The 14,796-nt window shown below is 29.8% G+C and carries 13 protein-coding genes; all 13 read left to right on the forward strand.

Annotated features, from left to right (window positions below; genetic code table 11):
* Positions 1-10 precede the first annotated feature (10 nt).
* The 13 genes from Q3287_RS05660 to Q3287_RS05720 all read left to right on the forward strand — a co-directional run bounded on the left by Q3287_RS05660 (position 11) and on the right by Q3287_RS05720 (position 14,692).
* On the forward strand, positions 11-904 hold the full coding sequence (locus Q3287_RS05660; protein WP_054271037.1) for a bifunctional enoyl-CoA hydratase/phosphate acetyltransferase: 894 nt from the start codon (positions 11-13) through the stop codon (positions 902-904).
* 29 nt (positions 905-933) lie between these two features.
* Positions 934-2,142, forward strand: coding sequence for a PLP-dependent aminotransferase family protein (locus Q3287_RS05665; RefSeq protein ID WP_054277173.1), 1,209 nt, complete (start codon positions 934-936; stop codon positions 2,140-2,142).
* Between the two features lie 23 nt (positions 2,143-2,165).
* Positions 2,166-3,428: an MFS transporter gene (locus tag Q3287_RS05670; protein WP_054277172.1), complete on the forward strand. Its 1,263-nt coding sequence runs from the start codon at positions 2,166-2,168 to the stop codon at positions 3,426-3,428.
* A gap of 575 nt (positions 3,429-4,003) precedes the next feature.
* Positions 4,004-5,467 carry a sodium:alanine symporter family protein gene (locus Q3287_RS05675; protein ID WP_074178420.1) on the forward strand — a complete coding sequence of 488 codons (1,464 nt, stop codon included), beginning with the start codon at positions 4,004-4,006 and terminating at the stop codon, positions 5,465-5,467.
* A 401-nt stretch (positions 5,468-5,868) separates the two neighbouring features.
* Positions 5,869-7,008, forward strand: a complete 1,140-nt coding sequence (locus tag Q3287_RS05680) for a M20 family metallopeptidase (protein WP_407963647.1) — start codon at positions 5,869-5,871, stop codon at positions 7,006-7,008.
* A 24-nt stretch (positions 7,009-7,032) separates the two neighbouring features.
* On the forward strand, positions 7,033-8,451 hold the full coding sequence (locus Q3287_RS05685) for a YfcC family protein (protein ID WP_054271032.1): 1,419 nt from the start codon (positions 7,033-7,035) through the stop codon (positions 8,449-8,451).
* Between the two features lie 245 nt (positions 8,452-8,696).
* Positions 8,697-9,104 carry a MerR family transcriptional regulator gene (locus Q3287_RS05690; protein ID WP_054277170.1) on the forward strand — a complete coding sequence of 136 codons (408 nt, stop codon included), beginning with the start codon at positions 8,697-8,699 and terminating at the stop codon, positions 9,102-9,104.
* Positions 9,105-9,170: 66 nt separating this feature from the next.
* Positions 9,171-9,722: a flavin reductase family protein gene (locus Q3287_RS05695; RefSeq protein WP_054271030.1), complete on the forward strand. Its 552-nt coding sequence runs from the start codon at positions 9,171-9,173 to the stop codon at positions 9,720-9,722.
* A gap of 2 nt (positions 9,723-9,724) precedes the next feature.
* Complete coding sequence (locus Q3287_RS05700) at positions 9,725-10,216, forward strand: flavodoxin (RefSeq protein WP_407963648.1); 492 nt, start codon at positions 9,725-9,727, stop codon at positions 10,214-10,216.
* Positions 10,217-10,387: 171 nt separating this feature from the next.
* Entirely contained in the window at positions 10,388-11,506 is a 1,119-nt protein-coding gene (locus Q3287_RS05705) for a C45 family autoproteolytic acyltransferase/hydolase (RefSeq protein WP_407963649.1), read from the forward strand.
* A gap of 367 nt (positions 11,507-11,873) precedes the next feature.
* Positions 11,874-12,743, forward strand: a complete 870-nt coding sequence (locus Q3287_RS05710; protein WP_223152822.1) for an AraC family transcriptional regulator — start codon at positions 11,874-11,876, stop codon at positions 12,741-12,743.
* A gap of 377 nt (positions 12,744-13,120) precedes the next feature.
* Positions 13,121-13,666: a PTS glucitol/sorbitol transporter subunit IIC gene (locus Q3287_RS05715; protein WP_054271025.1), complete on the forward strand. Its 546-nt coding sequence runs from the start codon at positions 13,121-13,123 to the stop codon at positions 13,664-13,666.
* 12 nt (positions 13,667-13,678) lie between these two features.
* On the forward strand, positions 13,679-14,692 hold the full coding sequence (locus Q3287_RS05720; RefSeq protein WP_054271024.1) for a PTS glucitol/sorbitol transporter subunit IIB: 1,014 nt from the start codon (positions 13,679-13,681) through the stop codon (positions 14,690-14,692).
* Positions 14,693-14,796: the final 104 nt, after the last annotated feature.

Raw genomic sequence — 14,796 nt, forward strand, 5'->3', positions numbered from 1 at the left:
GAGAGAGAGTATGTTAAAAGATTTTAATAATTTATTAGAAGAGGCTAAAAAGCTTGAACCTGTTATTGTAAGTGTTGCTGTTGCAGAAGATAAAGAAGTATTAAAGGCTGTAAAATCAGCAACAGATTTAAATATTATAAAGCCAATTCTTGTAGGAGACAAGGATAAAATAGAAAATATATCAAAAGAAATTGGATTAAAAGGTCACGAAATAATAGGATGTCAAAATCCTGATGAATCAGTTAAAAAAGCTGTAGAGATAGTTAAGAATAAAGAGGCTAAAGTTCTTATGAAGGGATTAGTTAATACGAGTGTCTATATGAGAGCTATATTAAATAAAGAAACAGGTCTTAGAACAGGGAGATTATTGAGTTTACTTGCAGTATATGAATTACCTCAATATCACAAACTTCTTTATTGCACTGATAGTGGTATAAATGTATCACCAAATTTAAATCAGAAAAAAGATATAATGATAAATGCACTTCTTACTATGAAGAGTATAGGAATGGAAAATCCTAAAACTGCTATACTTACTGCAAATGAAATGGTAGATCATAAAATACAATCTACAGTAGATGCAAACCTACTTGTAGAAATGGAAAAATCAGGAGAAATACCAAAGTGTATAGCAGAAGGTCCGATAGCATTTGATGTGGCATTTGATGCACATGCAGCAGAACATAAAGGTATTAAAAGTAATATAGCTGGTGATGTTGATTTGCTAGTATTTCCAAATATAGAAGCAGGGAATATATTAGGAAAATCATGGCTTAGATTTAATCAAGCTAAGTGGGCTGGTATAGTTTTAGGAGCAACAAATCCAATAATTTTAGGTTCACGTTCTGATACAGCTGAAATTAAAATAAATTCAATAGCATTAGCATGCTTAGCGTCACAATAAGAAATTATTATTAAGGAGGAGAAAGTATTATGAAATATGCAAAAAGAATGGATATGGTAAAAGCTTCAGCTATAAGAGCTTCTCAAAAGAAAATAGCTCAGAAGGTGGCAAGTGGTGGTACGGTTATATCTTTTGCTGCAGGACTTCCTGACCCAAACTTATTTCCAATAGAAGAGATAAGTGAAGTAACTCAAAAAGTACTTAGTGAAAGAGGCAAATTTGCTTTAGCATATGGCCCTACTAAAGGTGAAGATGAGTTATTGGAGTTATTAGTAAAAAGAATGAAGGAAGAAGAAAATATTGATACAAAAGCAGAAAATATCATAATAACTACTGGCTCACAACAAGGTATATCTCTTAGTGCTATGATTTTATTAGAAAAAGGAGATATAGTAGTTACAGAAAATCCAAGTTACTTAGGTGCAATAAATGCATTTAGACCTTATGAATGTGATTTTTTAGGCGTAGATACTGATGATGAAGGAATGGTAACAGATGATTTAGATAAATTATTATCTGAAAATTCTAACATAAAGGTAATCTATGTAATACCAACATTTCAAAATCCTACAGGAAAAACATGGTCTTTACAAAGAAGAAAAGATTTTATGGAAGTCGTGAATAAATATGATGTCATAGTAATAGAAGATAATCCTTATGGAGAAATAAGATTTACACCAGAGCCTCTACCTACACTTAAATCTCTTGATACTAAAGATAAAGTATTATACTTAGGTTCATTTTCAAAAGTATTATGTCCAGGGTTTAGAGTTGCTTGGATGTGTGGTAATGTAGACATCATAGATAAAGCAGAACTTTTAAAACAAGGTATAGATTTACAATCAAATCAATTTTCTCAAGTACAAGTAATAGAATTCTTAAAGAAATATAATTTAAATGAACATATAGAAAAAATAAGAGCTGAGTACAAAAAAAGATGTTTATTGATGTTAGATGCTATGAAAAAACATTTTCCAGAAGAAGCTAAATATACAGAGCCAGATGGAGGAATGTTTATATGGGTTGAGCTTCCTGAAAACATAAATGTAGATGATTTACTAGACAAAGCTATTGATGCTGGAGTTGCATACGTTTCTGGAGAGTCATTCTTTGCAAATAATGGACCAAAGAACACTATGAGACTTAACTATACAACTATGTCAGAAGAACAAATAGTTAATGGAATTCAGATACTTGCAGAAGTTATAAAAAAAGAACTCAATTATGCTTGTGAATAAATATAAAAAGTGAGGGCTTAAATATGGGAGAAAAAGGGAACGGTATAAAGTTTGGAAAGTTAATGTTTCAACTTGTTATTATAGCAATATCTTGGGAATTAGTTTATATTATACCATTTATCCAATATACATTATATGATCCAATCTTAAAAGCATTAGAGTGTACAAATACTCAACTAGGTTTTCTACTTACGATTTATGGATTAGGGAATATATTTGGAGCTCCTATAGGGGGTTGGTTAGCAGATAGATTTGATTATAGAAAGATAATTTTAGGTTCTGTATTTCTTAATGGATTAGTATCATTTGCATTTGCATTTAACATGAACTATCCGTTCGCAGTTGCAACTTGGGTAGGTTGTGCAATCACATCATTAGTTATGAACTATCCTTCTATGGTAAAAATACTTAGAGTTATAGGAAAAGATAATCAAGGTAAAGTTTATGGATTCAATGAAGCTATGGTTGGAGTTTCTGGCGTAGTAATGGGAGCAATATTCTTATATATTTATACATGCTTTTCAACTCCTGTATTGGGTATGAGATGGGTAATGATATCTTTAGGAATATTATCAATAGTGATGTGTCCAGTATTATGGTTTGTAATTAAAGATGTAGATATCAGAGAAGATAAAGAAGAAGAAGCAAGTGAAAAAATGTCTGCTGGCGATTTTATGACAGTACTAAAATCACCAAACACTTGGCTAGTAGGAATAAGCATATTCTGTGTATATTCATTCACAGTTACAATGTCTTATTTTACACCATATATAACATCAGTACTTGGAGGTTCTGTGGCATTGTCTGGGGCATTAGCAATAATAAGACAACATGGTCTAAAATTGTTTGGAGCACCATTTGGAGGATATTGTGCAGATAAAGTAAAATCACCTACAAAAGTACTACTACCAATATATGTATTTGGTATAGCAGTAATAATTTTATTCCTAGTACTACCTGCATCTACTCCAATGACTATATTTATAGCTTTAACATTTGTAGTAGGTATATTAGGTTACATGGGAAAAGGTATATACTATGCAGTTCAAGATGAAGTAAAAGTTCCAGTTAAATATTCAGCAACTACTATAGGTATAGCTGCAGCTTTAGGATTTTCACCAGATGTATTCCAATTTGCATTAATAGGACACTGGATAGATACTTATGGCAATAAAGGTTACACATATACATTTATATTCCAGATAGCAATTCTAATAATTGGTATACTATCTTGTTTATATATATTAAAAGTTAAGAAGAAAAGAGAAAGTAAGTTAGAAGCATAAATATTGTAAAAATACCAAATTATTAAGTTTTATAGCAATACTTAAAATTTAAAGTGCAACACACCAAAATGTTATCAAGTTTTCTAGGTTTTAGTATAAAGTTACCCCTAAAGGTCTGGAATTGAGTAGCAATTATCATCTATTTATATATTTACATAAACCTATTTAATTTAAATTAAAAGAATTTCAAAAATAGGTGGTAATTGTACTCAATTTTACACCTCATAATAAATACGAAAATTTAAAATCTAACTATATACTATTCAATTATATATTAATAATTGTATATGGTACTATTTATATAGTAACAGTTTCAGGCTTTTCATTACATGTATTCCAATTTATATTGTTTGATTATTTGTCAAATACATATCGTTAAAAAGTTTATAAATTTACGTTTATATATCGATTAATATTCTTTGTTTTAGAGATAGATACTTATAGCTTGTGGATTAAAAATAATATAAATAGAAGATAGATTTTTTAGATATATTGAGTTGAAGATTATATAGAATGTTGAAACATAGCTATTTAAATTATTGTCTATAAATATAAAATGAATGGTGGTGAGTTAAGTGACCGATTTAGTTAACACCATTAATGGAATTGTTTGGTCACCTGTATTAGTTGCAATGTGTTTGTGTATAGGATTATATTTTTCAATGAAATTAAGATTTTTTCAAATAAAAGATGTAAAAGAAATGTTTACTCTTTTGCTTGAAGGAGATAGTTCTCATGTTGGAATATCTTCTTTCCAAGGTTTTGCTACATCTATGGCAGGAAGGATAGGAACTGGAAATATAGCTGGTGTAGCTGTAGCGATAGCAATGGGAGGACCAGGAGCATTAGTGTGGATGTGCATAATGGCTACATTAGGGTCGGCAACTGCATTTGTAGAATCTACTTTAGCTCAGATATATAAAGATGAGCATGATGGACAGTACAGAGGAGGTCCTCCATATTACTTTGAAAAAGGTCTTGGTTGGAAAAAATGTTCAATTTTATTTTCAGTGGTTGCAATCATAAGCTATACATTTTTTATGCCTGGCACACAATCAAATACTCTATATCTAGCAATGAATCAAGCATTTGGATTTTCAAAAATGACAATAGCAGTTACATCTTCTATTGCACTAGGGATAATAATTTTTGGAGGAATTAAAAGAATTGGTTTATTTGCTGAGAAAGTAGTACCTATAATGGGTGGAGCATACCTTATTATGACATTGGTAATAATCATAGCAAATATAAATCTAGTTCCAGGAGCTATTATGACAATGTTTAAATCTGCATTTGGATTTGGTTCGGTTTTTGGAGGGATGTTAGGTTCAGCAATATCTTGGGGAGTAAAAAGAGGTATATACTCAAATGAAGCGGGAGAAGGTTCTGGAACTTATGGTGCAGCAGCAGCAGAAGTGAGTCACCCAGCCAAACAAGGATTAGTCCAAGCTTTTTCTGTTTATGTAGACACACTATTAATATGTATGGCTACAGGTATTATGATTATAATAACGGGAATGTATAATGTTACAGATGTTTACACAACATTACCAGGTGTAGAACCAGGTCCACAATATGTACAGAGTGCAGTAAATACATTACATCCTCAATTAGGTGATATTTTTATAGCAATAGTTTTACTACTATTTACATTTACAACATTATTAGCCTTTTCATACATGATGGAGACCAATGTATCTTACTTAGTGACTAGAATTAAGGCAGAAAAACATGAAAAGCACATAATTAATGTCTGTAGATTTATGCTTATAATATGTGCAGCAATGTGTTGCTTTATAGAACCACTTACAAGTTGGGCACTTGGTGATATATGTATAGGTGTATTAACATATATAAACTTAGTTGGTATATTTACACTAAAAAAACCAGCTATAAAAGCATATTACGATTATCAAAGGCAGAAAAAGATGGGAGTAAAAAGGAGCGATAGAACTTTTAATCCTATAGAATTAGATATAAAAAATGCTGAATTTTGGGAAAATAAATACATAAAAGAAAATAAACATGAGTTAAATTAAAGATATTTTACAGAGTCCTATACATGTTTTATTTAATTATTTATAATAAAAATTAAATATGAACTTAATATTATGCATGCGAGAAAAACTGAAATTTAAAGTAAATCTATTTAAACTTTTAAATTATTGAAGATTACTTTATGAATTTGAAATATAGAGTATTTATATTTAAAACTGTTATTTTGGATAGTAGTATATAGTAAGATTATTTATTTTAATAGATAGAAAGATATTTGGATATTCATTGTGTGATTATATTTTACAGTAGAATTATCATTAAATTTTATAAGAAATCTAATAATAATGTTACTGTAGATAGATTATAAGTTCAATATAGTAAATCAAAGTTTATAATAGGATACAAGAATTAATAAATAAATTTAGTGGGAGGTAAGATTGATATGAAAGAAAAAATAACACAAGTGGCGGATTTAAAGAAAGAAAAAATTTTAGGTCTATGTCAATCTTTATATGATGAGCCAGAGATTGCCTTACAAGAATACAAGTCTGCTAAAAAAATAGCAGAATTTCTAAGAGAAGAAGGTTTTGAGGTTGAGGAAAACTTGGCAGGTATGGCCACAGCTTTCAAAGCAACTAAGAAAAATGGCGATGGTCCAAGAATAGCCTTTATAGCAGAATACGATGCTCTTCCAGGCAATGGTCATGCATGTGGCCATCATTTGATAGCTTCCATGGGAGTTGGAGCTGGATTAGCTCTTGCAAGTATACTAGATACTTACAAAGGAGAGGTAAGTATAATTGGGACACCAGCTGAAGAAACTGGAGATGGAAAACCTTACTTAATAGAACATGGAGTATTTGATGGATATGATGCAGCAATGATGATACATCCAAATTCAAAAACATGTGTAACGCCAGAAATTATAGCAATAGGGGGATTAGATTTCATATTTACTGGAAAAGCATCTCATGCAGGAGCTAAGCCATATAATGGAATAAATGCTTTGGATGCAGTAGTATTATTATATAATAATGTGAATGCATTGAGACAACAATTGGTAGATGGAACTAGAATACATGGTATCATACTAGAAGCAGGAACTGCTGCAAATGTAATACCTGACATGGGAAAAGTAAGACTAGAAATACGAGCAAAAGAGCAAGACTACTTTGATGAGGTAGTTGAAAAAGTAAAAAATTGTGCTAGAGGAGCTGCAATAGCTACTGGCTGTGAACTTGAGTTTTACCATTTTGAGCCAACTTGCCAAGGTTTAAATGCAAACAAGGTTTTAACAGGTATCTTTACAAATATTATGGAGGAATTTGGTATATATGATGACGATGAACAAGTATTATTAGGTTCTACAGATATGGGAAATCTAAGTCAAATGATACCATGTATACACCCTTTAATGAAATTCTCCGAAAATTGTGAAGAGCTACATACAAAGGAATTTTTGAAAGCTTCTATGAATTCATATGCAAAAAACAGAGTGATTGATGGTATAAAGATATTAGCTTTAACAGGCTTTAGTTTATTTGAAAACCCAGACTTAATTAAAAAGATGAAAGAAGAGTAGACTTTAGATAAAGGGGATTTTGCTATGACTAATAAAACTGAAGGCAAAAAGAGAAAATTATCATTCCCAGATGCATATGTTTTGATGATAGGTCTCATAATATTTGCAGCTATAATGACCTATATTGTTCCTTCTGGAACATATAATAGAGTTGAAGATTTAACTACTGGAAATATGCTTGTGCAAGCAGGAAGTTTTAAATATGGAGAACAACATCCAGTCAGTATAATGGATGTATTTAGAGCTATACCAAGTGGGCTTGGGAAAAATTCTGTAACAGTTTTCTTTGTACTTATTATTGGAGGTGCATTTGGTATAGTAAATTCTACTGGCTCACTAGATGCTTTGATTGGAAGAGTTATTTCTAAAAGTCAGGGAAGCAAAAAAGGCGAGATTATAATTACCTGTTTAGTATTGACTTTTGGTTTAGCTGGTGGAGTGGTAGGTATGTATGAAGAATGTATTGCATTCTTGCCTATATTAATGACTCTGTGTATTGCTTTAGGGTATGATGCTTTAGTTGCTGCAGGTATTTTACTTCTAGGGCTTGCATCGGGTTATGGTTCGGCTACTATTAATCCTTTTACTGTAGGATTGGCGCAAGGTATTTCTGGATTGCCACTTTTTTCAGGAATGTGGTTTAGATGGATATTTTGGATTTGCACCATGATTTTACTTTCAACATACATAATTTTTTATTGTAAAAAAATAAAAAAAGACCCAAGCAAAAGTTTAGTAGCAGATATTGATTATAGTCATTGGCAATTAGATAAGTCTTCCATTAAAGAAAAATTGTCTGCTGGAAATATAAGAGTATTAGTTACATTCTTTGGTGGTATACTTGCTTTGATGATATTGATTGTAAAATTTTCTTTGAGTATGTCAGACTTATCAGCTTATTTCTTTGCTTTAGGAATCTTATGTGGAGTAGTCTATGGAATGAGCCCAAATAAAATTGCTTCTGGATTCGTGAAAGGTATGCAAGAAATGGTCTATCCAGCTATTTTGATAGGATTTGCATCTAGTATAGTAGTTATATTAGAACAGGGAGTAATTTTAGATTCAATAGTTCATGGATTGTCATTGGTGTTGAATTATGTTCCTAGAATTTTTAGCGGTGGAGTAATGATGATTATGCAGTCTGTAATCAATTTCTTTATACCTTCAGGCACTGGTCAAGCTATGGTAACAATGCCCCTTATGGCTCCACTTGCAGATGTTATAGGTATACCTAGACAGGTTGCAGTGTTAGCTTACCAAATGGGTGATGGATTTGCAAATGGAATAGTTCCAACACTTGGAGTTCTTATGGCTGGAATATCTATTGCTCATGTACCTTATACAAGATGGTTTAAATTTGCATCAAAGATAATACTTATGGAGTTAGCTTTAGGGTTTATATTTTTGATGATTGCAGTGCAGATTAATTTAGGTCCTTTTTAAAAAGTTAAAAATATATTTATATAGTTTTAAACTAATATATATTATGATTAAACGTATTAAATTAAATTATTTATAATATAGTAAATTACATTTAAATATAGTTTCTAAAACAAAAGGTGAACTCTGTGTAGTTCACCTTTTTAATTTAATTTTCCAATTTGTAAAAAAGTTTTAAAAAAGGCTTGACTTGAAGTTAACTTAAGGTTGTATATTAAAAAAAGATACTTATAAGGAGTGTGATGCTTATGACAATTAAAGAAGCTTCAAAACGTACTGGAATATCAGTAGATAATTTACGTTATTATGAAAGGATAGGATTAATACCACCTATTCCTAAAAATAAGTCTGGAATTCGTGATTATGATGAACGTGCTATTCACTGGATTGAGTTTGTTATGAAGTTTAAGAAAGCAGGAGCTTCTTTAGAAGCTATTATTGAATATGTACGACTTGCATGTTCTGATGATGATACAAAAGAAGTACGTAGAGAAATATTGGTAGAAGTAAAAGAAGATTTGACTACACAGATTAATAAACTTCGAGAATGTTTAGATGTTGTTGAGTATAAAATTGAAAATTACTATAACCTATGTGACCCTGTAACACAAAAAATGGTTAAGGAATGGAAAGAAAAGCACGAATATAAAAAATAATATTTGACCTTAAGTTTGGTTAAGGGAATACAATATAAGAAAATAAAAGAAAAGAGGTAATTATATATGAAAAAGGACTTAGGTTCTATAATAGGATTATATCCTACACCATTGGTAGTTGTTGGAGTAGTAATTGATGAAAGCCCTAACTGGATGTTAGTAGGACATTTAGGTATTATTGGGCATGACCATATTATGATAAGTTTAGCAAAATCACATTATACAAATAAAGGGATTAGAGAAAGTAAAGTACTCTCTGTAAATGTTGTAGATGAGTCTATGTTGTCAAAAGCAGATTATGTTGGTTGTGTAAGTGGAAGTAAAATTGATAAATCAAAAGTATTTGAATACGAAATAGGTGATGAAGGAGCTCCACTAATAAAAGAATCAAAACTAAACATGGAATGTTATGTGGATGATATTTATGAAACAAAGGGATTTGAAAGTTTTATATTAAAAATAAGCCATACATATGCAGATGAAGAAATTTTAAATGAAGAAAGCAAAATTGATTATGAAAAACTAAAACCAATTTTATTTGAAATGCCTGGTTATACATATTTAAAAACAGGAAATACAGTTGCTAAATGTATGACATTAAAAAATAAGGGGGAATAGATATGAGTAAAAAAAATATTGTATTATACTTTTCAAGTTCGTCAAACACTAAAAGAATTGCAGAAATTATTCAAAAGTATACATTGGCTGATATACAAGAGATATTTACAGAAACACCATACACAAAGGATTATAATGCACTAGTAAAACAAGCTCAACAAGAGATACAGAAGGGGATTATGCCTAGTATTAAAAAAATATCATATGATTTAAGTGATTATGATACTATTTTTTTAGGGACACCAAATTGGTGGAGTACAATTGCACCACCTATAGCAACTTTACTTAACCAGAATAATTTAAGTGGAAAAAATATTATACCTTTTATTACTCATGGAGGTGGTGGAAAAGGTCATGCTGATAAAGACATAAAAAAATTATGTCCTAATTCAAAAGTTTTAGATATATTTGATATTTACGGAAATGGAGGAAATGGCGCAGAAGAAAAAATTATTTCATGGCTTAAAAGAATAAATATGCATGAACAAAAGTAATATTTTAAGTTTGGACACTTAATTTATATAATAGGCACTTAAATAATCCTATATAAATCTAGTACGTATTAGATTTTTTAGATTTGCAAACTTATTATAGCAAAAAATATCATGAAAGGTTGTAGCCCTAATGATAAAATCAAGTACAAGAGATATATAGGAGGAAATAATATGGAAACTTTAAAAGTAAGAACTTACGAATTATGTGGCACAAACTATGAAATAGGATATGAGTTAGGAAAATCAATTGTAAATATACCAGAGTTGATATGTGAACAAACTAATAAATCTAATGTTGTAACTAAAGAAGAAGAAAACTATATGGTAGAGTTATTTGACAAATATTGCCCAGGACTTAATGAAGAATTACAAGGTTTTGCTGATGCTATTCAAGTAGATAGTAGTCAACTTTTATACTATACTATGACCTATCTTAGACCAGGTTGCAGTCAAGTTGCTTTAACACCAGAATTAACTGAAAATGGGCATGTTCTCTTTGCTCGTAATTTTGATTTCTCACACCATATGGAAGATTTTGCTTTATGTAAAACTAAGGTGGTTGGTAAATATGCACACATTGGAACTACAGTAATGCAGTTTGGAAGAACTGAAGGTATGAATGAGTGTGGTTTGGGTGTAAGTCAAACATCTTGTGGTTATCCTGTAGGAGCTCAAGAAGGTATGAGAAAACCTAAAATTGTAGGTTTACAGTTTTGGGCTGTTATTAGATATTTATTAGAAAATTGCAAAGATGTAGAGGAGGCATTAGGATATATAGAAGATATGCCTATTGCATATAACATTAATCTATTACTTGCAGATAAGTCTGGAAATATGGTACTTGTAGAAACTCTAGATGGAAAAAAAGAGATAAAGAAAATAAATGAATTTGGAAATAAGAGAGAATATTTTCTTCACTCTACAAATCATATTCATATTGATAAACTTCATAAATTAGAACCACAGTCTATGAATAATTCTATTCATAGATATAATTTAATTAAAGAATACATAGATAATTCTAAAAAAATTAGTGAGAAGGATTTAATGAATTTCTTATCCTTAAAATATCCATATGGATTATCTTGTAATTATTACAACGATTTTTTTGGAACTTTAAAAAGTATAGTTATGGACTTAAATACAGGAACATTTAACATATTATGGGGTGGACTAGAAAGTAATATATGGAATAAATACTATCTGAATGACAATATTAAATCTACAACACAGTTAATAAATATAGATATTGAAAAAGCACCTTCTGATTTTTTTGAATTGATTGAGTAAAAAATACCTTTAATATACCAAAGAGAGGGCAAATAATATGAAGAAGCTGAGTTTATGTGTTGCTATATCAGGTGAAGATTATATTGAGACACTTTCAAAAACAATTAAAATTACAGTACAAGAATAAATTAGAATATGATGAAGCTTGATAATAAAACTGATGATTTTGGATAGGTTTTATATGTAATGTAGGATATATAAATAGTATATTATATTTTAAATCCTAGTAGATATAATGAGAATTTATAGTCTTTATATAACATGGTATTGAATTATTTGTTATATTTTAGTATATTAACAAAATAGTATTAATTTAGATATGTATATTTACAAGTTATAAGAATCTCTGATTTGAGGAGGTGTCATATTGGACTACTTAAAGTATTTTGAAAAAGCGGTAGTATATATTGAGAATAATCTAAAAGAAAATATAACTGTAAATGATGTGGCAAAAGAATCAGGATATTCTTATTATCATCTGACACGCTTATTCAAGTCTATGTTTGGTGAAAGTGTAGGAAGCTATATAAAAAAAAGACGTTTGGTCAATAGCACAAAAGAGCTTTTATACAGTGAAAAAAAGATAATAGATATAGCTATTGATAGTGGTTTTGAATCCTCAGAAGCATTTAGCAGAGCATTTAAGTCTATATATAAAGTTAGCCCTATGGAATATAGAAAAAATAGAATAGATGTATTTGTTGGTAAAAAGAAAAAATTAGAATTAGATTTTATGAAGCATCTTATGGAGAATATAACGATTAAACCAGTTATAAAAGAAATAGATGAAATAATGGTAATTGGTATAAGAGATAATGTGATACTAGAAGATAACTCATTACCTAATTTGTGGGAAAGGTTTAAGAAAGTGCATCATATTGTTCCAAATACTTTACCATCAAGGAGAGCTTTTGGAATTTGTGAAGCAACATCTAAAATACATCTAGTTAGTGAGAATATGGAATTTAATGAGATAATAGGGTTTGAAGTTAGCAGTTATGAGTATATTCCAAATTCATTTGTTGCAAAAACTATTACAGGAGGAAAGTATGCTGTATTTACTCATATTGGTAGCTTGGAAAGTTTAGATAAAACTTATGAATATATATGGGGCACTTGGTTTTTGAGTTCAAAAGACGAAATTGATATAAGAGAGGATTTTGAAGTATATGATGAACGATTTTTAGGTCCTGATAATATGGATTCACAAATTGATATTTATATACCTATAAAATAATCTATAAAAAAACTAAAAAATAATTTAATTAAAGGATAGATGCTTATCATAAAGCATCTATTTTTTTATTTCTATAAGATTTAGATAGTATTAATAATAAAATAAATGAAAATAAGTTCTTAAATTTTTAAGAAGAATTTAAAATATAGTCGAAATAAGATTTGTATATTTCTGAAAATTCTAATTAGTACAATTTTTTCCTTCATAAAATTGAAAAAAGATGTATTTATTTATCAAAAGTATTATATTAAAATGATATTAATATAAAAAACATTTATAATAATAGCATATAGTACAGAAAAAAGAGGTAATTTGTAAAATTAATAGCGAGTAATAAAATTAAAAATTTAAAGATATTATAGGGAGGTTATAATTTTATGGAAAACGTTATTACAGGTCTAAGTAAAGGTGCAGAGTGGTTTATTGGTTTGTTTCAGAAGGGAGGAGAACAATTTGTAGGTCTTGTTTCAGGAACTCTTCCAACGCTAATCGTGTTAATGGTAGCTATTAACTCTTTGATTAAAATAATTGGTGAGGAAAGAGTTAATAATTGGGCTTCTAAGCTTGGAAGGAATTCTTTTACAAGATATATTTTACTTCCATTAGTATCAGTGTTTTTCTTAGGAAATCCTATGTGTTATACATTTGGTAGATTTTTAAAAGAAGAACATAAAGCAGGATTTTATGATGCAGCAGTTTCATTTGTACATCCAATTACAGGTCTTTTTCCACATGCAAATGCAGGAGAACTTTTTGTATGGTTAGGAATATCAGCTGGTTTGACTACTTTAGGTAAAGAAACTACTACATTAGCATTATGGTATTTTATAGTTGGTTTAATCGTGATTTTTATAAGAGGTATAATAACAGAAAAAATGTATGCTTTTTTAACAAGAAAAAATAAAGTAGCAAATAAAGCTTAGGAGGTAGTTAAAATGGATGAAAACAAGATATTAAAAATAGAAAAAGGAAGTTCAGGTTGGGGAGGCCCTTTATATATAAAAAAAGAAGGCAATAGAAATAAAATCTTATCAATGACTGCTGGTGGTATCCATGAAGTAACATTAAAAATAAAAGAACTACTGGGTTGTGAGATTGTAGATGGATTTAAAACTGGTGTTTCTGATGAAGAAGTGGCAGTAGTTATTATTGATTGTGGTGGAACTGCTAGATGTGGAGTATATCCAAAGAAAAAAATACCTACAATTAATGTAAATCCAGTTGGAAAAACAGGTCCTCTAGCAAAATTTATAACAGAGGAATATTATGTATCAGATGTTAACCCTAATTGTATAAGTGTTGTAGATGGAGAAGATATGCCACAAAAAGCTCAAGAAAATAAAAGTGAAAATAAGAGTTCCATTAGAAAGCCTGATAATTATGATGAAGTAAAATCAAAAGCACAAGGAGAATATGCTAAAAAGAACATAATACTTTCTATTGGTCAAGGTGCAGGAAAAGTAGTTTCAAAGTTTTATGATGCTGGTAGAGATACTATCCAAATGATAATGAATAATGTAATACCATTTATGGCATTCGTAAGTATGCTTATGGGAATTATTTTAGCATCTGGGTTGGGAGATTGGATTGCAAAGGTAATATCTCCACTTGCTGGTAATATTGGTGGGTTATTGATTATATCAATAATTTGTACACTTCCATTCTTATCACCAATATTAGGGCCTGGTGCAGTTATAGCACAAGTAGTAGGAACTCTTGTAGGTACTCAAATTGGTCTTGGAGCAATACCAGCATACTTAGCACTTCCTGCTTTATTTGCAATAAATGGACAAGCTGGCTGCGATTTTGTCCCAGTAGGATTAAGCTTAGGAGAAGCAGAACCAGAAACCGTGGAATATGGTGTTCCAGCTCTATTTTATTCTCGTTTAATAACTGGTCCAATATCTGTTATTATTGCATATGGAGTTGCGGTATTTGCTTTAAGATAATATTTAATGTCAGTATTAGGTTTAAATTTGATTAATAAAATTTAAAATATAAATTTAAGCTAGTCAAGAGTTTTGTTAATGAAAGGCTAGCTTTTATACTATTA

The sequence above is a fragment of the Clostridioides sp. GD02404 genome (genome assembly GCF_045898275.1).
Lineage (GTDB): Bacteria > Bacillota > Clostridia > Peptostreptococcales > Peptostreptococcaceae > Clostridioides > Clostridioides difficile_A.

Excerpts from the sequence above, each read along its gene's own strand:
- Q3287_RS05660 (WP_054271037.1), top strand. The coding sequence starts at position 11 with ATGTTAAAAGATTTTAATAATTTATTAGAAGAGGCTAAAAAGCTTGAA.
- Q3287_RS05665 (WP_054277173.1), top strand. The coding sequence starts at position 934 with ATGAAATATGCAAAAAGAATGGATATGGTAAAAGCTTCAGCTATAAGA.
- Q3287_RS05670 (WP_054277172.1), top strand. The coding sequence starts at position 2,166 with ATGGGAGAAAAAGGGAACGGTATAAAGTTTGGAAAGTTAATGTTTCAA.
- Q3287_RS05680 (WP_407963647.1), top strand. The coding sequence starts at position 5,869 with ATGAAAGAAAAAATAACACAAGTGGCGGATTTAAAGAAAGAAAAAATT.
- Q3287_RS05685 (WP_054271032.1), top strand. The coding sequence starts at position 7,033 with ATGACTAATAAAACTGAAGGCAAAAAGAGAAAATTATCATTCCCAGAT.
- Q3287_RS05690 (WP_054277170.1), top strand. The coding sequence starts at position 8,697 with ATGACAATTAAAGAAGCTTCAAAACGTACTGGAATATCAGTAGATAAT.
- Q3287_RS05695 (WP_054271030.1), top strand. The coding sequence starts at position 9,171 with ATGAAAAAGGACTTAGGTTCTATAATAGGATTATATCCTACACCATTG.
- Q3287_RS05700 (WP_407963648.1), top strand. The coding sequence starts at position 9,725 with ATGAGTAAAAAAAATATTGTATTATACTTTTCAAGTTCGTCAAACACT.
- Q3287_RS05705 (WP_407963649.1), top strand. The coding sequence starts at position 10,388 with ATGGAAACTTTAAAAGTAAGAACTTACGAATTATGTGGCACAAACTAT.
- Q3287_RS05715 (WP_054271025.1), top strand. The coding sequence starts at position 13,121 with ATGGAAAACGTTATTACAGGTCTAAGTAAAGGTGCAGAGTGGTTTATT.
- Q3287_RS05720 (WP_054271024.1), top strand. The coding sequence starts at position 13,679 with ATGGATGAAAACAAGATATTAAAAATAGAAAAAGGAAGTTCAGGTTGG.